22 protein-coding genes are annotated in these 25,186 nt (G+C 44.9%); 12 read left to right on the top strand and 10 right to left on the bottom strand.

Going from position 1 to position 25,186, the window contains the following annotated elements:
* A partial coding sequence (locus tag CAG57_RS05090; protein ID WP_161439501.1) for an ISAs1 family transposase occupies positions 1-548 on the top strand: 548 nt, incomplete at its 5' end.
* 136 nt (positions 549-684) lie between these two features.
* Here the strand turns inward: CAG57_RS05090 and manA are convergent.
* A complete protein-coding gene (manA, locus tag CAG57_RS05085; protein WP_337247019.1) occupies positions 685-1,905 on the bottom strand; it encodes a mannose-6-phosphate isomerase, class I in 1,221 nt (406 codons plus the stop codon).
* A gap of 79 nt (positions 1,906-1,984) precedes the next feature.
* Positions 1,985-3,892, bottom strand: a complete 1,908-nt coding sequence (locus CAG57_RS05080; protein ID WP_099611143.1) for a PTS fructose transporter subunit IIABC — start codon at positions 3,890-3,892, stop codon at positions 1,985-1,987.
* 358 nt (positions 3,893-4,250) lie between these two features.
* On the opposite strand from CAG57_RS05080, the gene CAG57_RS05075 reads away from it, so the two are divergent.
* Positions 4,251-5,093, top strand: coding sequence for a helix-turn-helix transcriptional regulator (locus CAG57_RS05075; RefSeq protein ID WP_161426994.1), 843 nt, complete (start codon positions 4,251-4,253; stop codon positions 5,091-5,093).
* Between the two features lie 26 nt (positions 5,094-5,119).
* On the opposite strand, the gene CAG57_RS05070 is transcribed toward CAG57_RS05075, so the two are convergent.
* Positions 5,120-5,896, bottom strand: coding sequence for a PTS sugar transporter subunit IIA (locus CAG57_RS05070; protein WP_161426993.1), 777 nt, complete (start codon positions 5,894-5,896; stop codon positions 5,120-5,122).
* Positions 5,897-5,951: 55 nt separating this feature from the next.
* Positions 5,952-6,254, bottom strand: a complete 303-nt coding sequence (locus tag CAG57_RS05065) for a PTS fructose transporter subunit IIB (protein WP_099611145.1) — start codon at positions 6,252-6,254, stop codon at positions 5,952-5,954.
* Positions 6,255-6,541: 287 nt separating this feature from the next.
* Between CAG57_RS05065 and CAG57_RS05060 the strand changes: the two genes are divergently transcribed.
* Positions 6,542-8,404 (top strand): fructose-specific PTS transporter subunit EIIC, encoded by a 1,863-nt coding sequence (locus CAG57_RS05060; RefSeq protein ID WP_161426995.1) that lies wholly within the window; start codon positions 6,542-6,544, stop codon positions 8,402-8,404.
* Here the strand turns inward: CAG57_RS05060 and CAG57_RS05055 are convergent.
* The 3 genes from CAG57_RS05055 to pnuC all read right to left on the bottom strand — a co-directional run bounded on the left by CAG57_RS05055 (position 8,378) and on the right by pnuC (position 10,801).
* A complete protein-coding gene (locus CAG57_RS05055; RefSeq protein ID WP_099611146.1) occupies positions 8,378-9,067 on the bottom strand; it encodes a Crp/Fnr family transcriptional regulator in 690 nt (229 codons plus the stop codon). The genes CAG57_RS05060 and CAG57_RS05055 overlap by 27 nt on opposite strands.
* A gap of 268 nt (positions 9,068-9,335) precedes the next feature.
* Positions 9,336-10,064 (bottom strand): nucleoside phosphorylase, encoded by a 729-nt coding sequence (locus tag CAG57_RS05050; protein WP_161426992.1) that lies wholly within the window; start codon positions 10,062-10,064, stop codon positions 9,336-9,338.
* Positions 10,061-10,801 carry a nicotinamide riboside transporter PnuC gene (pnuC, locus tag CAG57_RS05045; RefSeq protein WP_161426991.1) on the bottom strand — a complete coding sequence of 247 codons (741 nt, stop codon included), beginning with the start codon at positions 10,799-10,801 and terminating at the stop codon, positions 10,061-10,063. The genes CAG57_RS05050 and pnuC overlap by 4 nt, the downstream gene beginning before the upstream one ends.
* Before the next feature lie 755 nt (positions 10,802-11,556).
* Here pnuC and CAG57_RS05040 point away from each other — a divergent pair.
* The 5 genes from CAG57_RS05040 to CAG57_RS05020 are packed head-to-tail and all read left to right on the top strand — an operon-like array spanning position 11,557 to position 16,767.
* Positions 11,557-12,582, top strand: a complete 1,026-nt coding sequence (locus tag CAG57_RS05040; RefSeq protein ID WP_161427083.1) for a sensor histidine kinase — start codon at positions 11,557-11,559, stop codon at positions 12,580-12,582.
* A complete protein-coding gene (locus CAG57_RS05035; RefSeq protein WP_161427082.1) occupies positions 12,583-13,281 on the top strand; it encodes a response regulator in 699 nt (232 codons plus the stop codon).
* Positions 13,274-14,734, top strand: a complete 1,461-nt coding sequence (locus CAG57_RS05030) for a potassium transporter TrkG (RefSeq protein WP_161427081.1) — start codon at positions 13,274-13,276, stop codon at positions 14,732-14,734. Before CAG57_RS05035 ends, CAG57_RS05030 begins: the two co-directional genes overlap by 8 nt.
* A 13-nt stretch (positions 14,735-14,747) precedes the next feature.
* Entirely contained in the window at positions 14,748-15,401 is a 654-nt protein-coding gene (locus tag CAG57_RS05025; RefSeq protein WP_161427080.1) for a potassium channel family protein, read from the top strand.
* Between the two features lies 1 nt (position 15,402).
* Positions 15,403-16,767: a TrkH family potassium uptake protein gene (locus CAG57_RS05020; RefSeq protein ID WP_161427079.1), complete on the top strand. Its 1,365-nt coding sequence runs from the start codon at positions 15,403-15,405 to the stop codon at positions 16,765-16,767.
* Between the two features lie 279 nt (positions 16,768-17,046).
* Here the strand turns inward: CAG57_RS05020 and rplY are convergent, their stop codons facing one another.
* Positions 17,047-17,325, bottom strand: coding sequence for a 50S ribosomal protein L25 (rplY, locus tag CAG57_RS05015; RefSeq protein ID WP_099611153.1), 279 nt, complete (start codon positions 17,323-17,325; stop codon positions 17,047-17,049).
* Positions 17,326-17,539: 214 nt separating this feature from the next.
* On the bottom strand, positions 17,540-19,312 hold the full coding sequence (locus tag CAG57_RS05010; protein ID WP_161433786.1) for a DEAD/DEAH box helicase: 1,773 nt from the start codon (positions 19,310-19,312) through the stop codon (positions 17,540-17,542).
* A gap of 87 nt (positions 19,313-19,399) precedes the next feature.
* Between CAG57_RS05010 and rsuA the strand changes: the two genes are divergently transcribed.
* The 3 genes from rsuA (at position 19,400) to CAG57_RS04995 (ending at position 22,062) form a co-directional block, all read left to right on the top strand.
* Positions 19,400-20,095, top strand: coding sequence for a 16S rRNA pseudouridine(516) synthase RsuA (gene rsuA, locus CAG57_RS05005; protein ID WP_161427506.1), 696 nt, complete (start codon positions 19,400-19,402; stop codon positions 20,093-20,095).
* Positions 20,096-20,191: 96 nt separating this feature from the next.
* On the top strand, positions 20,192-21,397 hold the full coding sequence (locus tag CAG57_RS05000; protein WP_161427505.1) for a Bcr/CflA family multidrug efflux MFS transporter: 1,206 nt from the start codon (positions 20,192-20,194) through the stop codon (positions 21,395-21,397).
* Positions 21,397-22,062, top strand: coding sequence for a DUF2913 family protein (locus CAG57_RS04995; RefSeq protein ID WP_099611156.1), 666 nt, complete (start codon positions 21,397-21,399; stop codon positions 22,060-22,062). Before CAG57_RS05000 ends, CAG57_RS04995 begins: the two co-directional genes overlap by 1 nt.
* 28 nt (positions 22,063-22,090) lie before the next feature.
* Here CAG57_RS04995 and CAG57_RS04990 read toward each other — a convergent pair whose 3' ends face one another.
* Complete coding sequence (locus CAG57_RS04990; RefSeq protein WP_161427504.1) at positions 22,091-23,530, bottom strand: DUF2867 domain-containing protein; 1,440 nt, start codon at positions 23,528-23,530, stop codon at positions 22,091-22,093.
* A gap of 168 nt (positions 23,531-23,698) precedes the next feature.
* Here CAG57_RS04990 and CAG57_RS04985 point away from each other — a divergent pair, with 168 nt between their 5' ends.
* Positions 23,699-25,075, top strand: coding sequence for an MATE family efflux transporter (locus CAG57_RS04985; RefSeq protein ID WP_099611157.1), 1,377 nt, complete (start codon positions 23,699-23,701; stop codon positions 25,073-25,075).
* Positions 25,076-25,186 lie beyond the last annotated feature (111 nt).

Genomic DNA, 25,186 nt, shown 5'->3' with positions numbered 1-25,186 from the left:
CAGTAAAGGGGAACCAAGGCAAGTTGTCGGCAGCCGTACAGGCCGCCTTCGCCCCACACCGTCGTGCTCCGATTGAAAAAAACACCTATCACATCGAGAAACAGAAAGGCCGTGTTGAAGCACGAACTTGCCATGTACTCAAGGCCTGCGAGTTGGAGGGTGACTTCTCTACGTGGAGCCGACTAAGCAGTATAGTCATGGTTGAAAATTACCGAGCCGCAAAAGGCAAAGCACCAGTGTTGGAGTACCGCTACTACATAAGTTCAGCTGACCTGACTCCGGAGCAAGCTGGAAATGCTATTCGAGCCCACTGGGGCATTGAGTCAATGCATTGGATTTTAGATGTGAGCATGCGGGAAGATGCTTGTCAGATTTACCGAGAAAACGCAGCTGAAAACTTGGCAGGGTTAAGACACATGGCGCTTAACATGCTAAGAGCTGAGCCAACCAAAATTAGTGTGCCAATGAAGCAGAAGCGTTGCATGATGAACCCCGGCTTCTTGGAGCAAGTCTTGTTAGCTGGATTTAAGTTGGCGGCTAAATTCTAACCATTCATGCGGACGCCCTGTGCAGGGGGGTTGGTTACGTTCTTTCACCCCAATCACATAGCCTGTCTATGCTCATGGGGATTCACTCACTTGCCGCCTACCTGTAACTCCACGTTGTTTGGGTATAGTTTGTCGATTACTCGCTATATGCGCGAGCAACTCGGCCAGTACAACTCATCGTGTAATGTTTGGCATAAGCTGGAATGAACACGGAGCGGCCTTTCTCTACCACACAGGTTTCACCGTTTGCATGAGTGAGCACTAAGGTGGTTTCTAACGGAAGTAGGATTTCAGCACTTTGCACATCAAATGCATTGTGGTTTGAGGCGGTAATGATAGCAAATTTGAAATCGTTCACTGGCACGGGATATTCCAAGATACCATCACGTTCAATGGGGTCGAGTAATAAGCTATCGGATGGTTTTTCGGTAAAACGAGTGCAAGCGATTAACTCTTGTACATCAATATATTTAGGGGTTAAGCCTGCGCGTAAGACGTTGTCAGAGTTTGCCATAATTTCAAGACCTGTCCCTTGGAGATAGGCATGTGGCGTTTCGGCATCTAAAAACATCGCTTGACCGGGTTGTAGTGTGATCACATTAAGCAATAAGGGTGCAAATAGGCCAATATCATTCGGATACTGTTTTTCCAGTGTCGCAATGAGGCTAAACAGGGGAGAGTTTAGTTCGCGCGCTTTTACCAACAGAGCGGTGAGCGCGTTTTCTTTTTGTTGCCCTTCAAGAGATAATAAGCCAGAAAAGAACGCCGCTAAGCCTTGAGGTGTTTGATGAGCGATAAGCTCGTCTAATAGCGGTTGTAGCTCAAAAATAGCAAGCTGAGAAAAATGGCCAATAATCTCATTGATGGATCGAAAACCATTCATCGCTTGGTACTCAGTCAATGCGTAGACCAATTCCGGCTTGTGGTTGGGATCTTTATAGTTACGATGAGCCGCAGAGAGAGGAATGGCTTGTTGTTGTTCTAACGCGAATCCTTGTTCTGCTTGTTGTTTGTTTGGATGGACTTGAATAGATAAGGCTTTTTCTGCTGCCAATATTTTGAATAAATAAGGAAGTTCTTTAAAACGAGTGGCTACTTCTGTGCCTAGAAAAGCATCCATGTCTTGAGCAATCAGCGTAGAGAGTTTTGTGGCTTGACCGTGGATATTGACGGTTGAGCAGCCATTGGGATGCGCGCCCATCCACACTTCAGCTTGTGGCTCATGGGTTGGATTTTCAATCCCAAACAGTTGGTTGACAGAGGTTGTACTGCCCCAAGCGTAGTTTTGAATCACATTATTCATCAATAAGAACATGGGATAACCCGCCTGTGTTGGGGCCGTTTGTGCCTTAGACATTGTTAAATCAGACATAAAATCTCACCATTAAAAAATCATGGCTTGGACCAAATTGCCCAAGCCATTAGAATCGTTAGGGCTAAGCCGTAGCTTGCATCATTTTCGTTTTACGAATTTTCTTCAATGTGACACACGTTATTGCCGTTACTATTGCACCGACGATCATACAGAGAAGTGCAAGCACGGGATGGTTCATTGCACCTAATAGTGCAACCACGGGGCCACCATGTGCGACGCTATTGGTGATACCAAATGAGAACGCCATGACTGCCGCAACCATTGAACCTAGCATATTGGCAGGAATAACCGACATCGGATCTTGCGCGGCAAATGGGATTGCACCTTCAGAAATACCGACCAAACCCATTGCACCAGCCGCTTTACCGGCTTCTTGTTCTGATGCTTCAAATAGAGCGAACTTACGGCCCAATACCGTTGCTAATGCCATACCTAACGGTGCGACGGGGATAGCACATGCCATTGCCCCCATAAATTGTGTTTGACCGCTCGCTATCATACCGACCGAGAATAAGAAGGCAACTTTGTTGAAGGGGCCACCCATATCGAATCCAGCCATTCCGCCTAATACGATACCGAGCAATACCACATTACCGGTACTCATGGTGGTCAGAAGTGCGGTTAGGCTATCCATTAAGCTCGCAATTGGTGCTCCAATTACGAAGATAAATAGCCCCGCAATGAATAATGAACCAGTGATCGGCGCAATCATAATAGGGACTAAAGGTTGGATAAATTTGTGGTAGTTGATGGATGTAATCCATTTGACGAAATAACCCACCAATAGACCCGCGATGATCGCGCCAATAAAGCCTGTGCCTGCATCTGCGCCATAAAAAGATCCGTTATTGGCAATCCAGCCGCCGATCAATCCTGGGGTGAGTGCAGGGCGGTCTGCAATGGCGTAAGCAATGTAACCGGCAAGGATTGGGATCATCAGAGTAAAGGCAACCACGCCCACATTAAGGATTTGATTCCACATACTGCCGTCCGGAATCGCCATGCCAGTTTCACTCGGCTCACCGCCTACTGCCAGTGCTAAAGCGATCAGTAGACCGCCTGTTACAACGAATGGAATCATGTGTGAGACACCATTCATTAAATAACGGTAGAGATCGGAGCGAGCTTGAGAGGCTTTGCCAGCGGCAAATTTTTGTGTATTGCTGGTGGCATCTGCTTGGTAGATGGGGGCGTTTAACGCTTCATTAATCAGGGCCTGAGCATCGCGGATAGGAGCTTTTACATTCGTTTTAACCACACGCTTGCCCGCAAAACGGCTCATGTCCACTTGTTTATCACAGGCGACGATGATGGCGTCGGCACGTTCGATTTCTTGCTCAGTTGGGCTATTTTTGACCCCGATAGAGCCATTCGTTTCTACTTTAATATCATAACCCATGGCAGCGGCACCTTTCTCTAGTGCTTCTGCAGCGAGGTAGGTGTGCGCAACACCGGCAGGACAGCCCGTTACGCCAATAATGAATCCTTGATTGGTTACGGGGAGTGTGGGTTGTTGTGATTCTTGTTTGGTTAACAGCAACGCCAGCGCTTGCTGGCTATTGGATGCGTTAACAAAGGCATCAATAAAGCCATCTTCAATTAATTTTGATGAGAGTTCAGCAAGCACTTCAATATGGTGATTATCGCCACCATCGGGTGAGGCGATCATGAAAAATAATTTAGAAGGTAGCCCATCATCAGCACCGTACTCAATACCTGATTGGCTAACACCGATCACCACCGCCGGCTCAATGACGGCGGCACTTTTGGCATGCGGGATCGCAACCCCTTCTTCAAATCCTGTGTTGCCCAACGCTTCACGTGCTTGAATATCTGTTAAAAATTGTGCTTGGTCTGAGATGCGACCTTGAGCATAGAGAACTTCAATGAGTTCTTTAAACACCTCTTCTTTGCTCGTGGCTTGAAGATCAAGCTTGATTAAATTTTCATTAATGAGTTTGGTGATCATGAATAACCCCTGTAACGATCATTGTTATTTCAGTGCATTGTCAAAGTTGTGCTCAATTCAGGGTAGTGAATAAATAATGCATTTACTGGATAATTGTAACTCACTAGTAAGAGTGTGATTCAGATCATCTACTGTATTTTTATTGCAGCGGTGATTTGTGGGAAAATTATTATATAGAGTTCATCAACCTTATCACTCGTTTCGAGAGTGGAATTGGCGACGGGTTTTATCTAGAAAATTGATTCAGTAACTGGATTTTTATAACCTTGTTGGTGAAGTGTGATTTTGTTCTGTAGTACAAAAATTCAGCCCAGTGTATACCTAAAAAAATAGTCCCCAATAGATAGGGTATGAGCAAATGATTTTTAATGAGTTAATTTCAGCGGTCTTACAAGAAAGGGAACCCTTTCATCATATTTGGTTCGCAGGTGATTTTCATACCCCCCCCAAATTTAGCTATCAAGTCAATTTTCCGCGTCTAGAGTTGGTGTTAAGTGGGGAATATATTAATCAAATGGAAGATGATCATCGAAAAGTCAGCCATATTGTTGCCAAAAGTGGAGACGCCATTTTTATTCCACCAAACTGTTGGAATAAGCCTGATTGGGATACAGATTGTTCGGTATTGAGCATTCTGTTTGGCCGTCGTCAGCTTGGTCTGAGCTTAGTAAGCAAACGTAAAGGTGAGGCGACTTTTTACGATATTCAAAAACACAGTATTCAGACCCGTTCTGGGTTTGCGATTGATAACCTCTTAGAGGCGCTTAGTTCGCTGGCTCGTGAGAATATAAAAAAGCCGATGGATGAGCTTTTGTTACAAGCCCTATTACAATATGCCAAAACAATGTTGGATGCGCCGATTGAGCAGCAGTCGAGCCGCCGTGTGCAAGATTTGTATCAAGGTATTTGTATTTATATTCAAGAGAACTTTCACCGTCCAATTACCCGTGACAGTATTGCTGCTCGGTTTAGTATTTCATCCAATCATTTGTCGCGCCTTTTTCGGCAACAAGGTCACATGACATTAGCTGATTACATTACTTGGGTTAGGGTTGAGCGCGCAAAGTTTATGCTGAAAAAATATAACTTTAAACTGAATGAAGTGTCTGTCCGTTGTGGTTTTAAAGATGTGAACTATTTTTGTCGTGTGTTTAAAAATCGCACAGGGAAAACCCCAACTCAATACCGTGGCTCAATTTGACCAAGAGAAATAAAAAGCTTTATTAATCAAGCTAGTAGGCGAGACATAGCGTACATTAGCAATGCTTGTAAATCAACGCGACTTTTCGTCAGTAGCAGGCGTTCTGCCATTTGATCAGTTAATAAGTTACGGGTGAGATTTGTCGCAGCGATGATCTGTTCTCGAGAGGGTTTTTCCGGCATGACCAGTGCGATGGCAAGATGGACATTGCCCATTTTTGACGCCCAATCCATCGGGATTTGATTGGCAATGACAGCAACGCTAATGTGCTCAACGCCTGCAAACATAACATGAGGCAGAGCGATCCCTGGTATCACACATGTGGAAGATCGCTCCTCTCGTTTAATAAACGCAAGGAGCAGTTCATCTGGATGAATGGGATGAATTAATTGAGCCAATCCTTTTAAACATTCAAACTTAGTCAACGCTGTGTGTGCGTTGGCGTAAAGCCATTTAATGTCACAGGGTGGGCTGATCTGTGGTAGACGTTCGGCCAATTGGCTGGAAAACTCATAGTTGATTTGTGAGCCAACAACCGTAAAGTATTCTGCCATGATGTCTTTGATAACGAAGCAAGCCAGCTCGGCATCAATGCCTATGGCTGTGATTTGGCACAGGTCGTTTTGCTGTAATCCAACCTGTAATATAGCTAAGGATTTGCTTAATTGTGCCACGCGATTGCGAGTTATGTTGATGATATGCAAGGTGCTTTTGAATTTTTTTACCACTCGATTGAGGGGCTGAACGATATGAGCCCGTGCAGTGTTGTTATCAACAAAAAAAGTAATTTGATATTCGTTCATCGGTTATTTCTCCGCATGAAAACGGCAGCTTTGATGCTCAGCCACTTGGCAGTGGTTAATCGCGGCAATAGAGGAGAAATACTTTATCGACATTAAGTAATACATCTTCAATCGGGATTTGAACTTGATGTGTCCCTTCGAAACGTGCTGGTTGTTCAATATCAATGTCAGAGACGATCAAAACGCGATCCGCTTGGGCGATATCATGGGGCGTGAGCTGATTTTCGATGCCCATTGCGCCTTGAGTTTCAACTTTGATTTGTACGTTATATTTAGGCGCTGCTTTCATCAAAGCATCGGCCGCCATATAGGTATGAGCAATGCCTGTAGGGCATGCGGTGACTGCGACAATCTTCATGAACTATCCAATGATTTTTGGTAAATATTAACACAACAACAACCGATGGCATGAATCGATAACCGATAAACATTGGTGTTCTATCACAGTTTGCTCATCATGTTACATTAATCCAGTTGATGTTTCCTTAGTCCTATAGCTGCAAGCGAGTTGGCTGGTTAATCTATGCACAATTAACGTGCAGGTGATCACAGCAACCTTACCCATAGAGAGCCATTTTTGCTCTTCATCGCACAGGGTAAACGCCTATAAGGATACATTCGAGCGTGAATATTGAACAACAATTGATGGATATTACCGACTTAATCGAGCTAGATACGATTTGTTTAGAATTGAAGGCTCAAACCAAAGATGAAGTGTTCAAAGAACTGGTCGGTCTGCTTGGTGCGGCTGGGAAATTAACCAGTCAAAGCGAGTTTTTAACCGATATTTGGCAGCGGGAAGAGATAGGGAATACGGGCTTTGATGATGGAATTGCGATTCCGCACGCGAAAAGTCGTGCCGTTGCTAAGCCTGCGGTTGCTGTGGGTATTAGCCGTACTGGGATTGATTATGGTGCTGAGAATGGCGAGCGAGCGGAGGTTTTTTTTATGCTGGCTTCACCCGTTGGGGATGACCACCACCATATTGAAGTATTGGCACAAATTTCCACTAAAATTATTGAAGAGAGCTTTGTGGAAAAGCTTAAAGCGGCTCAATCATGTGCAGAAGCGTTCGCAATGCTAACAGAGACGTCAGAACAAGGTTCGCCAGCGATTTTTGATGTGAGCGAGCAGCCATTAAGCCCTTGGGCACAAAAGCTCGGACGGATCAAAGAACATTTGTTGTTTGGTACCTCACATATGATCCCGTTTATTGTTGCAGGTGGTGTTTTGCTGTCATTATCCGTGATGATCTCTGGCCATGGTGGTGTGCCGCAAGAAGGCGTTCTCGCCGATATCGCCCAAATGGGAATGGCCGGTTTAACGTTATTTACGGTTGTGCTGGGCGGTTATATTGCTTATTCAATTGCTGATAAGCCGGGGCTTGCACCCGGCATGATCGGGTCTTGGATTGCGGTAAGCCATTACAACACCGGATTTCTTGGTGCGATCATCGTGGGTTTTTTGGCCGGATGGGTTGTGTGGTTACTCAAAAAAATTCGGTTACCCGATAGCATGATATCACTCGGCTCTATCTTTATTTATCCCCTCGTCGGTACTTTCGTGACTTGTGGCGCGGTGATGTGGGTGATGGGAGTACCCATCGCAAGTGCCATGACGGCGATGAATAATGGGCTGACGGAAATGGCAGGCTCCGGAAAAGTTATGCTGGGTACTGTGCTTGGAGCAATGACTGCATTTGATATGGGCGGCCCGATTAATAAAGTTGCCACTTTGTTTGCGCAGACACAAGTGAATACTCAGCCATGGCTGATGGGTGGGGTTGGAATCGCTATTTGCACACCGCCATTAGGAATGGCTCTTGCGACGTTGTTATCACCGCATAAATTTAAGCGTGAAGAGCGCGAAGCCGGAAAAGCGGCTGGCATTATGGGTATGATTGGTATTAGTGAAGGTGCCATTCCCTTTGCCACTGCCGATCCGGCCCGCGTGTTACCTGCTATTGTTGCGGGCGGAATTGTTGGGAATGTGCTTGGGTTTATGTTTCAGGTGATGAATCATGCACCGTGGGGCGGTTGGATCGTATTGCCGGTCATTGATGGGAAAATCGGCTACCTCGTCGGTACAGTGGCCGGTTCTGTGACGACGGCGATGATTGTTATTGCTTTGAAAAAAAACGTGGTAGAAGAGCGATACTATATGCCAGGTTCTCCCGCTTATACGTCAGTGTATGGAGAAGGCGAAGCCGATGTACTAGCGGTTACCTCTTGTCCTTCTGGGGTGGCTCATACGTTTTTGGCAGCGAAATCCTTAGAAAAAGCCGCTTGTGCACTTGGCATTAAAATTAAGGTTGAAACACAGGGGGCAAATGGAGTGATTAACCGGATTACAGAGAAAGATATTGCACAAGCCAAATTGGTTATTTTTGCTCATGATGTTGCGATAAACGATCCGGAGCGTTTTAATAAAATAAACGTTCTTGATGTCAGTACTAAAGAAGCCATATTTAATGCTGCCGCTTTACTCACTCGGGTCAACAGACCCTAGAAAACGACGTAATTGCGGTTCATTCACAATGGCTAAGCGGTTGCCTTGTTTGGTGATTAGTCCTCTTTCGATCAGTTCTTTTACCGCACGTCTATATACTCGACTTGAAGTACCAAAGCGTTCAGCTTCCTGATTCACCTTGTCAAACCCTCCTAGCGTTACGGAATGTTGTTTTTGTTGAAGTAAATCAAAGGCAATGTTGTAAGCGATAGGGTGCAGTAAGCGGCTCGTATAAATCGCCATAGAGTCTTGATAATCCTCAGCTAATGCCGAGGCAAAGAAAACCATCATCTCAGGCTGTTGTTGCAATGCTTGCATTAAACGGTGAATACAAATGAGATCGACTTGTAAGTGTTCATCGGCGGTGACGGTCCACTGGCACGGTGTTTCGGTAAAAAATTCCATTTCACCAAAGATATGGTGGTCACAATTAACTTCACCGAGTTGAAAACGTCGGCCATTCACGGCGATGATATTCATTGAAACGCGGCCGACAGGCACGACAAAAATTTGTTCGAGCTGTTCGCCTTGACGCAGTATGGCTGTGCCAGCATCAACATAGTAGCTGTTTATTTGGCAGCGGTAGATGAGATCTCGAAAAGCTTTGGCTTGTTTTGTCAAATAAGTCGCGAAACGGCCAGTGGGATAGGGGCTGATTCTCATAGTTCATGATTACTGTCGATTAAGAAGGTAAAGAGTACGTTTCTTATTGCTCAATGTCACTCCTCTACGGTTGATAATGAGAGCTTACCAGATGTATCTCCTTGTTACCTGACGCTGCAGCGGTGTTAGCTACGCTCGTTCACCCCCAATCGCATCGTCTGTCTATGCGATTGGGGATTCACTTGCCACCTACCTGTAATTTCAGTGGGCTGGCTATAGAAACGGTGTCTGAAGAGACCATTTCGCTTTGGTGGGGCGGATTACCACACTACAGGTTTACAAGGGCTTCTAGTGCAGCCAAGCAGGCGCGTTTTTCTCCGTCCATCATGTCCTTGTTATCATTCACGTATTGGTTGACTCCTTCTTTTACATCTTGCTGATAACAAACGACGTTATTGAGTACAGATGCTACCTGTAAACCGCGTAAACGACCGACGGTAAATAGTGCTGACGTTTCCATATCCGCCCCTAGGATGCCTTTTCCATGCCAGTAATGACATAAGGCTTCTTCATTGTCGGTATAAAAACTGTCGTGTGAACGGACGATTCCCATATGGTAAGGCCTGTTTTGTGTTTGCAAATAACCATTAATCCCTTGAAGTAAATTGAAACTGGCGTAGGCAGGGTAAGTCGAATCGATATAACTTTTTGAGCCTCCATCATCACGCACGGCAGCTTCCGCAACGATCAGTTGGCCAAGTTGGATATTTGGCTGTAATGCACCCGCTGAGCCGACCCGCACAAGGTAGCGTGCGCCACATTGTGCCAGCTCCTCAACCGCAATAATCATCGACGGTGCGCCAATCCCGGTACTGCACACCGTGATCGCTTTTCCTTGGTATTGTCCATTGAATAAGCGAAATTCACGGTTTTCTGCGATACGTTCTCCGTTATTGAGCAATGCAGCAATGCGATCGGCACGATCAGGTTCACCACAAACGATGACTCGCTCAGCCACTTGGGTTGGATCAACACATAAATGGGGTTGTTTACTCATGCGACGGCCTCATTGACCGATTTTTCGTTTGATGCGCGGTTCCGTTTTGCTGTTTGTGCCCATGCGCGAGTGCCATTGGCTGCGATAAACATTAGGATAGCGTATTGTAATGACATCGCATACACCCCTTGCATCGCATAGATGCCGACACTGATGATGTTTATGACAACCCAAAGTACCCAGTTTTCAACGTATTTCCGAGTCATGAGAACTTGTGCGACAATCGATAATACGGTCATGGTTGAATCCCAGAACGGAAACGCATCCGGTTCTAATACTGGTTCAGATAAGTTGGCACCAAATAGGTTCATGCTATCGACGGCGATGTTTGCTAACGCGAAGAAAAATGGGTCAATATAAAGTGTTAACAGGGCTATCGCACACACGCAGAGGCTGGCGGTGATGAGCATTTTTTTCTGACTTAACCAACGAACTTCGAGCAAATCTCCCGCCGCATTGGGTCTTGTCCATGCATACCAGCCGTACACATTGGCACAGAAGAAAAACAACTGCAGCAGAAGTAAGCCATAAAGTTGGATTTGAAAGAAAATCACCGCAAAAAGGGTCACGTTAATTAAACCAAACAGGTAGTTAATGGTTTTTTCTTGGCTGGCAAACCAGATGCATAGTAAGCCGAAAATGGTGCCAATAGCTTCGATCCAGCTCATGTCATAACCTGTGCCAATCGGAATGTGTAGCAAGGTATTATTGATATCGAATAAGGAGATCAGCTCCATATTAAGTCCTTTTCATTGAATGTTAGTGGATAAAAGGATGGTATCTCTCTTCACTCGTCAAAAGGGAGGACAAATGTCCTCCCAAACAAGGGCGGGATCTCAAACAGACGCTAAAAAAGGCAATATATTTTTTGTTCATATTTTTCTATCAATACTTCTCAAGCCCGATAGCTTCGCAGATTAGGTAATATGTATCGTGGAAAAGACGGGTTCAATGAGTGACTTACTTTCGACGGGTTCAATGAGTGACTTACTTTCAAGTACAGTATAATGCCACCTCTTATGCATTACACATCAGCCCAGTTTTGTTGCTGGGTTGATTCAGTCCTATTACCTTTACGCCTAGGGTCTGTTAACCAGAGACTAACTTATTCTGGCCCCTGGGATCTAAAGCGTTGTTCACCACGATAAGAGTGAATCATCTGTATCATCAGAAATTAGTGCTTCTCCTAATGGCACTCAATGGCAATACATTGATTGGAAAGCCGTCACTCTTGGTTTGATCCTGCTTTAACTGCTACCTAGGTTGCAGGGTAACCTAATACACTTTAGTGGGGGCTTGAGCCGTATGCAGTGAAAGGTGCATGAGGAGGTCAGCACTTAGTAACAGGTGTTGCCTATCCGATCAAAGTTTGTTACATCTCTAGATTTTTCTATTATTACCTGCCATTTTTTTACGTTTTTTTTACGCGAACCCTGATTCCGTATCTGATAGAGTCGCGGTTAATATTTTCTTGCAAATGATTGATATGGCAATGAGTTGGCTACAGAAGCGTTATCTATTATCAGCCTCGGTATTTGTTCTTGCACTTGTTATCTCTTTAGGGCTTGATCAGTGGTTGGGCTCAACCATCGCGGTGTTGCTGATACTCCAGCTTTCTATCGTTGTGATTGCCCTCCAATGTCACTCACGAATAGCTTATGTGGCTGCGATTGCTGAAGCGGTCAGTTTTAACTTCCTCTTTACCACGCCTCGGTATTCGCTTCAGATGTTTCATTTGGATGACATCATCAATTTACTTGTTTTTATTGTGGTTGCCTTTACCACCAGTCAGCTCGCAGATCGATATCGACGCCAACAAAATGCGCTAGAACAAGTTCAACTGCGCCACCAAATTTTGCTCTCTGTATCCCATGATTTGAGAACCCCGCTCGCGGGGATTATCGGTAATCTCACCACCTTCAAAGAATATCAGACGCAACTGCAAGCCAAAGAAAAGAATGAACTGCTCGACAGTGCCATCAAAGAAAGTCACCGCTTACATCAATACATTGAGAACCTTTTGCAAGCGACGAAATTACAACACGGTGTGGTTCGTATCCAGAAGCAACAAGAATCCATAGTACATATTGTAAAAAGCGTTATTGGCCGTTTTTCTCCATCCACTACCAGTATTGAGGTTGTCGTCAATGAGGTGGTTTCATCGGTTGATGTCAGTCGAGCTTTGCTAGAGCAGGCGTTATTTAATGTCTTGGACAATGCGTTGCGCTATTCCCCCAAAGATAAACAGGTCAGTGTGACGATTTATCAGAGTCAGCAGAATGTGGTGATTGATGTCTACAACCAAGGCCAATCACTGCGACCCGATGAAGCAGAACGCATGTTCGAGCTGTTTTATTCAGGCAAGGGAAAAAAAAGTGATGACTCTGGCTCTGGCCTTGGATTGAGTGTGGCAAAAGGCGTGGTCTCAGCCCATCAAGGCTATATCGAATGTGTAGAAGTACAACAAGGTTGTTTGATTCGGATTTCGCTGCCAAGCAGTCAACAAGGAGAGCAGTAAGTGAACTACAAAATACTAGTGGTCGATGATGAGCCTCAAATCCAAACGTTTATGCGCATTTCTTTGGCGGCTGAAGGCTTTGATTACCAGGGAGCAGACTCGTTAGCGACGGCAAAAGTGCAATTTGAGCGTGTTCAGCCGCATGTGGTGGTGCTCGACTTGGGATTACCTGATGGTGATGGTATCGAGTTCCTATCAATGATCCGTCAGTCAAGTAAAACCCCCGTGCTCATCCTAACGGCACGCGATCAAGAAGAAGAGAAGATCCGCTTACTTGAGGCGGGCGCTAACGACTACCTCAGTAAGCCGTTTGGCATTAAAGAACTTATTGTACGGATTAAGGTACTGCTGCGAGACTTGGTCAGTGACCATTTTAGCGAGGATATCGTTACTTTTAGTGCGCTCAAGCTACAAAAAAGTACCCATCAATGCTGGCTGTACAATACCGAAGTGATTCTGACCAAAAAGGAGTTTGCGTTTCTTGAAATGCTCATGATTACACCAGGGCAACTTGTGAAGCAAACAGACTTGTTGAGAGAGGTGTGGGGCGAAAGTCATACCGACGATACCCATTATCTGCGCGTACTGGTTAGCCAATTACGTAAAAAACTCAACGACAGTGCAGACGAACAACAGCTCATTAAAACCGAATCAGGGATTGGCTACCGTTTAGTTTCAATGGAGCCACCTTGTGATTAACCTTAAGAACACCGTTCGACTCTTGGTTATGCCCATACTTTGGATGGGGATTGTGCAAGGTTCATTTGGCTTGTTATCGCTATTTATATTTCAAGACCGTATATCCAGTAACTTTTTCTCTCCTTCGGCGGTAATGATGCTCACTGCCTTTTTGTTATCCGTTTTATTGCGAAAAAGTGAACTGCATAAAGTCACCTTCCGAGATGCGTTAATGTTTGCCAGTTTAACTTGGGTCTTGACCGGATTTTTAGGTGCATTACCGATCCATCTCGTTACAAAAGTCAGTATGACTGATGCAATATTTGAGTCCATCAGTGGGTTAACCACCACGGGAGCCACCATCTTGGCTGGCTTGGACGATATGCCGAAATCTTTTCTCTTGTATCGCCAATTTCTTCAGTGGATGGGCGGGTTAGGCGTGGTGATTTTTGTCGTCGCGGTGTTGCCTATGCTTAATGTCGGTGGAATGCGGCTGCTTAAGGCCGAAACACCAGGCCCTATCAAGGATGATAAGTTATCACCACGTATTTCTAAATCTGCTCATTACCTTTGGGGTGTCTATTTGGCGATAACCGTTGCTTGTGCGTTGGCTTACTATCTTGCAGGGATGTCGGCCTACGATGCTATTGCGCACAGTTTTACCACGGTTTCAACAGGAGGGTTCTCGACCCATGATGCCAGCATGTGGCATTTTGAAAGCCACCTTATCCTTATATTATCCAATATTTTCATGATGTTGGGCGCGATCAGTTTTGGCCTTCATTTCCGAGTTTTTCGAGGTGGCTTTAAAGGGTTACGTCTGTATGCTTCCGATGAAGAGTCAAGAGTGTTTATTGTTACTGCGATTGCGCTCTCCTTTGTTTTGGGCTGGTATATTTTTAACCATTCTGCTTACGACGATTTTCTGACCTCACTCAGTTTTGCCATGTTCAGCGTCGTTTCATTTATGACCAGTACAGGGTTTGGGGCGGCAGATTTGGGCAGTTGGCCTGCGGCAAGCGCGTTCTTTTTAGTGTTTTGTGCTTATCTTGGTGGTTGCTCTGGCTCTACCGCAGGGGGCAATAAATTTGTGCGCGATATTATTACTTTTAAAGTTATTCGAAGAGAGATCCGCCAACTAACTTATCCTAGGGCGATATTACCGATCCGTTATCAAGGTCGTGTAGTGGCCTCTGATGTCACCAACTCAGTGATGGCTTTTATGTCTCTAGCAGCATTGACTACCGTGGTGTTTACCTTATTGATGATGGCAACGGGACTGGATTTTTGGTCGTCTTTTACCGCAGTGGTGGCGTGTATCAATGTGCTTGGCCCTGGTTTTGGCGTGGTAGCAAGCAATTTTCAACCTGTTTCTGATCCAGGCATCTGGATATTAAATCTGGCAATGATCCTTGGCCGACTGGAATACTTCACGGTGTTAGCCATGTTATTGCCCCACTTTTGGAAAAAATAGTAAAGGTATTGTCATGGCACATTTTACTGTCATTGGACTTGGGCGTTTTGGTATCGCAGCCAGTCTTGAACTGATCCATCTCGGACACACCGTGACGGGCGTTGATCGCGACCCAAAAATTGTTGAGAAATATGTCGAGGAGTTAACGCAAGCGATTATTTGTGACTCCACCGATGAAAATGCGCTGCGTGAATTAGATCTTGGAAACAGTGAAGCGGTATTGATCGCGATTGGGGAGGACATGCAGTCAAGTTTGCTTTGCACGTTGGCATTGAAAAATCTCGGTGTTAAAGAGATTTGGGTGAAGGCCAGTACCAAAGCACATCACACCATTGTATCGAAACTTGGCGTTCAACGTATTATCCATCCAGAAGAGGAAATGGGCGTGCGTGTCGCTCAGGCACTAAACTACCCGATGGTGAATAACTATTTGTCATTAGGTCATGGCTTGTATGTGGTGGAAGTTCATATTAAAGCGTCGCTACACGATACCCAAATTGGACAAATTCTTGGCGATACCAAAGGCAGTGTGCAAACGGTTCTCATCAAACGTGAACAAGACGTGCTCAATCAGATTGGTCATGATTTTGTCTTGAAAGCAAATGATATTATTCTGTTGTGCGGCACTCGGGCTGAGTTAAAATACCTCGCTCCAAGGTTGGTGTGACATGGTATTGTGGCATCCCTCGATCACGCCGATAGAGCGTAAACCCAAGTCAGGAAAAAAAATAGTGGGTGCGCCACCGCTGATTTTAAGTGGTAGCTTTTTACTGCTCATCCTGCTGGGTATGGCACTACTCAAATTGCCTATTGCGGTTCATGAGCCTATCACTTGGATACAGAGTTTGTTCACGGCAACCTCAGCCGTGACGGTGACAGGGCTAGTGGTGGTTGATACAGGCACACAGTTCACTTTATTTGGGCAAGTTGTCATCGCTTTACTGATTCAGTGTGGTGGACTCGGGCTCATGACCTTTGCCATTGTGACCTTAATTGCTTTGGGAGGGAAAATCGGCTTTTTAGAGCGTACCGTCGCAAGAGAAGCCTTCAATCAAACCGACTCCTCGATGTTGGTTGCAACCGCTAAATCCGTACTGATGTTTGCACTGACCGTCGAACTGGTTGGGGTGATGATACTAACTTGGTATTGGAGTGATGAACTTGGCTGGGCAACCAGTTTATTTCACGGTTTTTTCTATACCGTCAGTGCGTTTAATAATGCAGGGTTTGCCTTAAGTGCTGATAGCTTAATGCCTTATGTGGATGACCCCGTCGTTAACCTGACGGTTACCGGGTTATTTATTATTGGTGGGTTAGGCTTTTCGGTTTGGATGGATTTAAAGCGAAACCGTCGCTGGTCAAAGCTGACGGTTTATAGCCGCATGATGATAATGGGAACCGTGCTTATCAATGCTGTGGCAGTGATAGCCATCTACCTAATCGAGCGTGATAACCCCAACACCTTAGCGCCACTCAGCGAACTCGGTAAGTGGCTGGCTTCTTGGTTTCAAGCGGTAACCCCCAGAACCGCAGGTTTTAATACGCTCGCGATTGACCAACTCGAAGATGCCACAACCACGATTATTTTGGTGTTGATGTTTATTGGGGGCGGCTCTTTGAGTACTGCAAGCGGCATCAAAGTCGTGACCTTTATGGTGTTGATATTATCGACTTACGCTTACTTACGTCGTGATGAGCAAATCCATGTGTTTAAACGTGAAATCGCGAAAGATACGATCAGCAAAGCTCTGGCACTGACGATGATTTCGGTTGTAGTAACGTGGTTAGCCATCTTTGCATTACTCTTGACGGAAAATGCCCCGATGATAGATGTCGTGTTTGAAGCGGTTTCTGCATTGGGTACTGTGGGATTATCTCGTGGCTTAACAGGTCAGCTCTCTGCATCGGGCGAGCTTATTATCATCTTTATGATGTATATGGGCAGATTGGGGCCATTAACCTTGGCGTACTTTTTAGCCAGCCCACGTCAGAAAAAACTCCGTTTTGCGGAGACAAAATTAGCTATTGGATGAGTTTTTAAGACTAGAACAAGGAAATGTGCACGTGTTTCACGACTAAGGTAATCTAGTTAACCGCAATGCGCATTAATGACCATCACTGCTAGCGTCTTTTATTCGATGTTTTTTGTTAAACTCAATTGTGAAGTGAATAAGGCAGGTCTTTTAAACGGCGAAACCCCGATGTTGGTAGCATCGGGGTTTCTAATTTTTTAGATTTGTCGGTTGGTAAAGCCGGAAAATCTTAATTATGCAAAAGGTTGGATTATATCCGATGAATTCCTTGGTAGGGAATTAGATGCGGATGAAGTCCATGTGCTCAACTTTTGGCTTGAACACGTGACGTTGAACGTCTTGAGGTTTAACTTTAACTTCTGTGCCATCAATAACAAGCGTGATGCCTTCGTAGAATTCAGGCTTGTCCATTTGGTTGATGATGTCAGCGTGTTTTAGAGCGATAGCAACTGGTGCAGCTTCGCCACCATAAACGATAGCAGGGAATTGATCAGCATGACGTAGGCGGCGGCTCGCACCTTTACCTAGTTCAGTACGTACTACTGCATTGAATTTCATAGTATTTACTCTCAAAATTAGTAAAAATAAAAGTTACAGCCACAATGCGACCTTGTGCTGTAGTGTTGCTTTGAAAGCCACGAACAAACGTGATTATCAAAACGAGCGCGGATACTAGCATTCAATTGGCTTGCGGGCAATAAAAATCCGCTCAAGGGAACGGTTGCCAATGATTCAAGTGGCCAAAAGCGGGATAAGCATCGTCTATGATCCTCTACCCATCTTTCTTTGGTGTTATGCGGCTTGGATCGCTGGTTAGTTCATCTTCAAAAATTTTATCTCGCAAACGCCAAAAACGACCTTCTTTGCGAGCGATAACAAATTTGGGGGGCCGGAAGCGATGTTGATTCTCAACGACTTTATTGGGAGAGGCGGCTGTAAAAGGTCGGTGTTTATCAGCTAGGTGAGGACGCACGAAACGTTGCTTAAATATGGTTTTTTGTTTGACGCTGGTTAATGACCAAAATTCATGTACTAAGGCATTATTTTCTCCCTGATAAGTAACTTTCAGGGAGTTTTTGCCTTGGTTGTCTTTATGAACCGAGAGATCCATCGACAAGCATTCAAAGACTAAGGCATCTTTTAAATTGAGCGCTTCTTTTAACTTTTTATCTGGGTCGACCAGGGTTGCATCACATGCATGACAAATTCGCGCAGCAATATCATTATCCGCACCACATTCTGAACAGTATTTGGCACGGAAACGGTAGCCGCAATGCTCGCGTTCTCCCGTTTCTTTGTCTGCAAAATAGCCTTGGCAGCGACGCCCATAATGCTCAATCAGGAAGCCATTTTGATCTAATTTACCCCAAAAGTTGTTATTAAACCCGCAAGCAGGGCAGGGGATGGTAATAATTTCGCTGCTGGAGTCGGGTTTAGGATCTCCCACTTCTGGTTGGTATAAATCGTAGCTATTTCCTGCGTAATCTAAAATCAGACATTCTGTTTTGCCTGGTGATAGCCTTAAACCCCGACCAATAATTTGTTGATATAAACTGACCGATTCAGTGGGGCGCAAGATGGCGATAAGATCGACATGTGGAGCATCGAATCCTGTTGTGAGTACAGAGACGTTGACTAAAAAACGGATCTCTCGCTGTTTAAATTGTTGAATAATGATGTCTCGCTCATGTGATGGAGTATCACCAATCACAATTGCTGCCTGCTCAGGTGGTAATAAGCCGAGAATTTCTTGAGCGTGGCGCACCGTTGCAGCAAAGATCATGACTCCTTGTTTGTTTTTTGCGAGGTTAATAATTTGGTGCACAATTTGTGGTGTGGCACGTTTGGACTGTTCAATCACGAGGTCGAGTTCAGATTCCTTATAGCGCCCCGTGCTGGCGGGCTTGACTTGTGAAAAATCATAACTGAGCACCGGAGCATCAATCAATTTTGCGGGAGTTAAAAAGCATTCATCAAGTAAGTAATGAATAGGTAATTCAAAAATACAATCTTGAAAAAAACGGGGCTCTTCGCTGCGTATTAGTCCCCGAGTGTGGTATTGATAAATCCACCCCATGCCTAATCGATAAGGGGTAGCGGTTAAGCCAAGTACTTTCATCCTGGGATTTAAGGATGAGAGGTGTGCAATAACTTTTTGATAACTGCTATTCTTAGCATCTGGAACTCGGTGACATTCATCAATTACTAAGAGTGAAAATTGAGCGGTGAAATCGGTTAAGTTACGTGCTACCGATTGAACCGAGGCGAAAACAACCGAATGATCGGTGTCTTTTCGCCCTAATCCTGCCGAATAAATTCCTCCGGTAAGCCCATAACCTTCATATTTGGCGTGGTTCTGCTCAACCAGTTCTTTAACATGAGCTAGTACTAAAACGCGTCCTTTTGCTAAGCGAGCAAGCTCTGCAATAACCAGGCTTTTACCTGCTCCGGTTGGTAAGACGATAACCGCGGGAGTTGAATGTTGACGAAAATAGTGAATCACCGCTTTGACAGCATCGGCTTGGTAAGGGCGTAGTGTATACATAAATAACGAAAGATTAATTGTGTGAAATAGTTCAACTATTTTTAGTAAGGCTTGTATAATACCTGACTTAGAACAGATGAGGTATTCATGCGTTTAGATAAATTCCTGTGTGATGCACTCGGCACCACACGTAAAGAATCGACTAGCCTATTGAAAAGTGGTGAAGTAACCGTCGATGACATCGTACAAAAAAGTGGATCCTTTAAGGTCAAGAGCGATGCTTGTGTGGAATGGCAAGGCCGTTCTATTTGTTTAACCGGGCCTCGTTATATCATGTTATATAAACCTCAAGGATATGTTTGTTCGCATGAAGATAGCTTTAATCAAACGGCTTTTGTTTTGCTTGATGAAGCGAACCTACGTGATTTACATTTTGCGGGGCGCTTAGACGCAGATACAACGGGATTAGTATTAATTACCGATGATGGGCAATGGTCACATCGTATTACCTCACCTAAACATCATTGTGAAAAAACCTATCGAGTCTGGCTTGTCGACCCGGTTGAGCCCGATTACGCTGAGCAGTTTGCTCTTGGTCTTGAGCTGCGCAATGAGCGCGAATTAACACGTCCCGCTCAATTAGAGATTATCGATCAAACACAAGTCTTACTCACGATTCATGAGGGCAAATATCACCAAGTGAAGCGGATGTTCGCCGCGCTTGGCAACAAGGTGATTGGCTTACATCGTGAACGGGTTGGCGACATTATACTGGATGACAAGTTAGAGCCGGGTGAATACCGTCGGTTGACAGAACAAGAAATTGCCTCCGTGTGGCAATAGGTTCTAATCATATTAGATTCAACTGCTTATCGTTTACCTACAACGTAAAATAGTTTTGGGTATACCGTTTAATTATTATCACTATTCTGGAAAGTTATGACTAAAGATGCGTCTCCTCCGCCTAATGCGGCAAATATTGGCTTTTTATTATTTGTGGTGCTTGGGGCGATAGGAGCATTAACTCCGTTAGCCATTGATATGTATTTGCCTGCTATGCCATCGATCGCTAAAGATCTCGGAACTAGCGCGGGGGCGGTGCAAATTACCTTGACCGCTTATACCGCAGGGTTTGCAATTGGACAGTTATTGCATGGGCCGCTAGCAGATAGTTATGGACGGCGGCCTGTGATGCTGGTTGGCGTCTTTTTATTTGCGGTTGCCTCTGTCGTCAGTGCCACCATTCAAGGTATTGAAGCACTAACCTATATTCGAGCCGCGCAAGGGTTTGCTGGTGCGGCAGCGGCGGTTATCATCCAAGCGGTCGTCCGGGACATGTTTGACCGTGAAGATTTTGCTCGAGCCATGTCCTTCGTTACTTTGGTGGTGACATTAGCACCATTGGTTGCGCCAATGATTGGCGGACACCTTGCAATTTGGTTTGGTTGGCGATCTATTTTTTGGGTCTTGGCGATTTTTGCAATGATCGTGATGGCGATGGTGACATGGATGATCCCAGAAACCTTAGCGGTTGAGAACCGTCAACCGTTGCGGTTGGGAAATACCTTACGGAATTATTTTCAACTTTGTCGCAGTGGTCAGGCGATGGGGCTTATCTTTGCTGGAGCATTCTCTTTTGCCGGTATGTTTGCCTTTTTAACGGCAGGGTCATTTGTCTATATTGATTTATATGGCGTTACACCGAATGAATTTGGTTATCTGTTTGGGCTTAATATTGTTGCGATGATCGCCATGACCAGCTTGAATGGTCGAATTGTGAAAAAAGTCGGTTCTCATGCCATGTTACGGTTTGGGCTATTTATCCAACTTATGGCCGGTTGTGGCTTGTTAATCGGTTGGTTGTTGGATTGGGGGCTGTGGGGAACGGTGCCTTTTGTTGTGCTGTTTGTCGGTACGATTTCTACTATCGGTAGTAATACTATGGGGTTATTGCTTAGCGGTTATCCACGAATGGCAGGTACGGCTTCTTCATTGGCTGGCACATTACGTTTTGGTACTGGCTCGGTAATTGGAGCCATTGTGGCCGCGATGCCAAGCGGTGTTGCGTGGCCGATGATTTTTATGATGGCGGCATGCTCTGTGTTGTCGGCTGGTTTTTATTGGATATTCGGAAGAAACGCATAATGTCGAGTTATCATTTAGAAATTCAACATGTAGTGAATAGTGCGCTGCAAGAATTAGCGCAAGAACATGCTTCGGGGAAATTGGTCGATGCTCCAGTAGCGAATAACCATTTTTTAGTACATTGGGTATCTAAATCATTAAAAAATCAACGTTTTCATCGTTGTGTGGGCAATGATTTAACCACTTGGCAAAAAGCGGGTCGCTCCAAGGGGAATCAAGCGGGGCTATTACCGCTGTTTCAGCGCATTGCGGCTTATTACCAACACTTTTTTCATGATCAAGCGGATAATACGCTGACAGATAAAAAGATTGAATCTTTTCTGGATCAAATGGAGCAAGCGGGGTGGGAAGTGTCAACCTCTGAACCTTTGGTTGATTGTGGTCGGGTACAGCTCTTTACCGATGGACAAAATTCTTTAGCGCTGTGTGCCACGCAATGTGAATCTTGCTTTGAGGGTGAACGTTTGGTGAAACCTATGAGTTGGTTTGTCCGTGGGCATCATGCTGAGTTTATCGAACAAGCGTTTGCCGCAGGGTTTATGCTGCACAAACGGACTGACTATAAATCGAATGTAAAATATCATGGCGAGTATCTGATCTTTCCTGATAACCAAGGCAATCAACTGGCAGAAATTCCATTATCTTTCCAAGCCTCGCCTCGCTGATCTTAAATGAAGATTTACTGTAATTGCTTTAAGCATTAGCTTTTTGTTTTGCTTTTCGTACGATGGCCCGTACCATGCCTTTGAAAATAAATAAATGGGCGGGCATCATCACAAACCAATAAAGAAGTCCAAGAAACCCTTGCGGATGCCACCAAGCGGTGACGGTCAATGTGCGTTTACCTTCTTGTTCTTTTATCATAAATTCAAGTCGGCCAAGTCCGGGCCCTTTCATACCAAACAGTAAAGATAAAAATTGGCCGGGATCACACCGGATCACTTTCCAAGAATCAATAAAATCGCCAATTTGTAACTCTGGCCCTTGTGGACGACGGCGAATTGGACGACTGGCACCGAATAAGACATCTAACCATTCTCGGGTACGCCATAAGGTATTGGCAAAAAAATACCCTTGCTGATCACTACCAATGGTTTTTATAACATGCCAAAGTTGTGCTCTGGTTGCTTCTGTCGTGATTGTGGCTCCGGTTTTTTTAGCATAGAACCCAAAACCGGGCTGCCAACGTTGCATTGCACCGGGATCAAACCCCCATACATTGCTGCGAATAAACTGACCTTCTTGCTCAATGGTGTTTTGTACGGCTTGATAGTATGAGATCAGTGGTTGAGGATAGCGCTGATGAAGTTCATCAGCCTTAGCAATATAGTCATGCGCTAATCCATCGAGTAGTGCGCGCCCAATACTAGAGGGAACTGAAGTTACCAGCCCAAGCCAATAAGACGCCATACGTGGTGTGAGTAAGCGGGTAGACCAGAGTCGAAATGGTTTACCCGCTAACTGACAAATAATATCAAATTGCTCTCGATAACTAAGAATATCGGGGCCACCCGCTTCGAATTGTTGGTGGGCTTGAGGTGTTTCTTTAGCCAGATTGAGTAAATAGTTGTTGAGGTTATCCAGTGCAATTGGATTCGCTTTGGAATCGACCCATTTGGGGGTAATTAAAATGGGCAAGTTATAGACAAAATCTCGCATGATCTCAAAAGCGGCTGAACCTGGGCCAATAATAACTCCGGCGCGTAGTTCAGTGATTGGAACGCGGCTTTGGCGTAGAATGTCTCCAGTTTTCTGTCTTGCCAATAAATGTTCCGAATGTCCGACAAGCGGCTGCAAGGCGCTGAGATAAATCACATGTTGAACTTGGCTTTGATCTAGCGCTAGGCGAACATTCTCGGCAAGTGACAGTTCATAATCAACAAAATCTCCTCCTTGTGCCATGCCATGAACCAGAAAATAGACTAAATCAAAATCGTTAATCAATTGTATGGTCTTATCTCGCTCCGCAAGATCAAGATGCGTGATGGTCAATTGAGGATGGGTAGGAATACGATCGGATAATTCTTCTACCTGTCGAGCGGTAGCGGTGACGGTGTAACCTTCGTTCAGCAATAGAGGAAGCAATTGTGAGCCGACATAACCCGAAGCACCTAACACTAATACCTTTTTCATCTTTATTCCTTCATATGGACTAGTTTGAATTTATATCGATGCGTATAATTCACGGGTTAATAAATGGTATACCCAGTTGTATATTCGCTTTTGAATCGGCAATCGTTTTGCCGATGAACAGTGGCGAGAATACTCATCATATCAAACTCTCACGACAGAGGTGATCCGTTGTCTGCTATTTCTCAAGTTATATACTACACCAAAGGGGATTTTCTGCGTCGCTTGATCGCTATTGCTTTACCGATCAGTTTACAAAGTATCATGTTTTCGAGCCGGGGGTTAGTCGATGTACTGATGCTCGGTCAACTGGGTGAGGCAGAAATTGCAGCCGTCGGTGTCGCCGCAAGAGCGACTTTTGTAACAACCATTATGCTAGTGGGGGTGACAACTGGAGGGGCATTATTAACCGCTCAGTATTGGGGGGCCGCCAATCATCAAGGGGTACGAGAGAGTACCGCTCTGACTTGGTTGATTTCCACCTTCTTTGCCCTATTTACTGTCGCACTTTTTTTATTGTTTCCTAGCCAAATCATGGGATTAACCACAGATTCGCTGCAAGTCAATGCACTGGGTAGCCAATATCTTGTTATTACCTCACTAAGTATGCTGGCCGTTGCTTGTGTCAGCAGTATGGCGGTAGGGCTGCGTGCGATGCACAAACCAGGAGTGAGTACCTTTTTCAGTGGTATTGGTATTGTCGCTAACGTGATGCTTAACTGGGTGCTAATTTTTGGCAAATTGGGCTTCCCCGCTTTGGGTATTGAAGGTGCCGCCATCGCGACCGTATTAAGTGGTGCTATAGAGGTTGGGTGTTTATATGGCTATCTTTATCGCAAGAAGCATCTACTTGCTTTTGGATGGAATGATATTAAAGCGGTAATGGTGTGGAAACCGATTGCCCGTTTTTTGCAACTCTCTTTGCCCACGACGTTTAACTTTTTGACGTGGGCTGGTGGTCTATTTGTTTACCATGCCATTATGGGACAAAGTGGTGTCCAAGGTTTAGCCGCCTTGTCTGTCATGACGCCAGTAGAATCGATTTCACTGAGCTTGTTGATTGGTATGTCGAATGCTGCTGCTGTGTTGGTGGGTAACCAACTGGGGGCAAAGCAATATGATGCGGTGTATTACCAAGCAATCGGAGTAACTATTTTAAGTTTTATCGCTGGTATCGTGGTTGCTATCGCGCTCTTTATAATTCAAATTCCAATTTTAAATGCATTCAGCGCTCTGACCGAAGAAACGCGTCAGTTGGCCGAAAAATTTATCATGATTTTGAGTGTAGGGATTGTGCTACGTTCTGTACCAATGACAGTGATTGTCGGGGTATTACGAGCCGGGGGCGATGTGAAATTTTGTTTTGCGCAAGATGTATGTGCTCAGTGGTTGATCGGTATCCCACTCACGGCACTGTCTGCTATTTATTTCAATCTCGCTCCTGAGTGGATATATTTGCTGTTTTTACTTGAAGAGCTGATTAAATGGGGTGGATCAATGTGGCGAATGTTTAGTAAAAAATGGATGCGTAATTTGATTGAAAATTAGGCTGAGGTTGTCATTTTGATGCAATTTGATTCATATTTTGTGATCTGGCGTCCAAAAAACTTTCTACCTGAAAGGATTTAGTGTAGATTCTCAGTCTTATTTTGAGCAATG

It is taken from the genome of Vibrio sp. V30_P3S12P165 (assembly GCF_009904905.1).
Taxonomy (GTDB): Bacteria; Pseudomonadota; Gammaproteobacteria; order Enterobacterales; family Vibrionaceae; genus Vibrio; species Vibrio fujianensis.
Note: the sequence above shows the minus strand (reverse complement) of the source record. Positions and strands in the feature narration are given on the sequence as shown.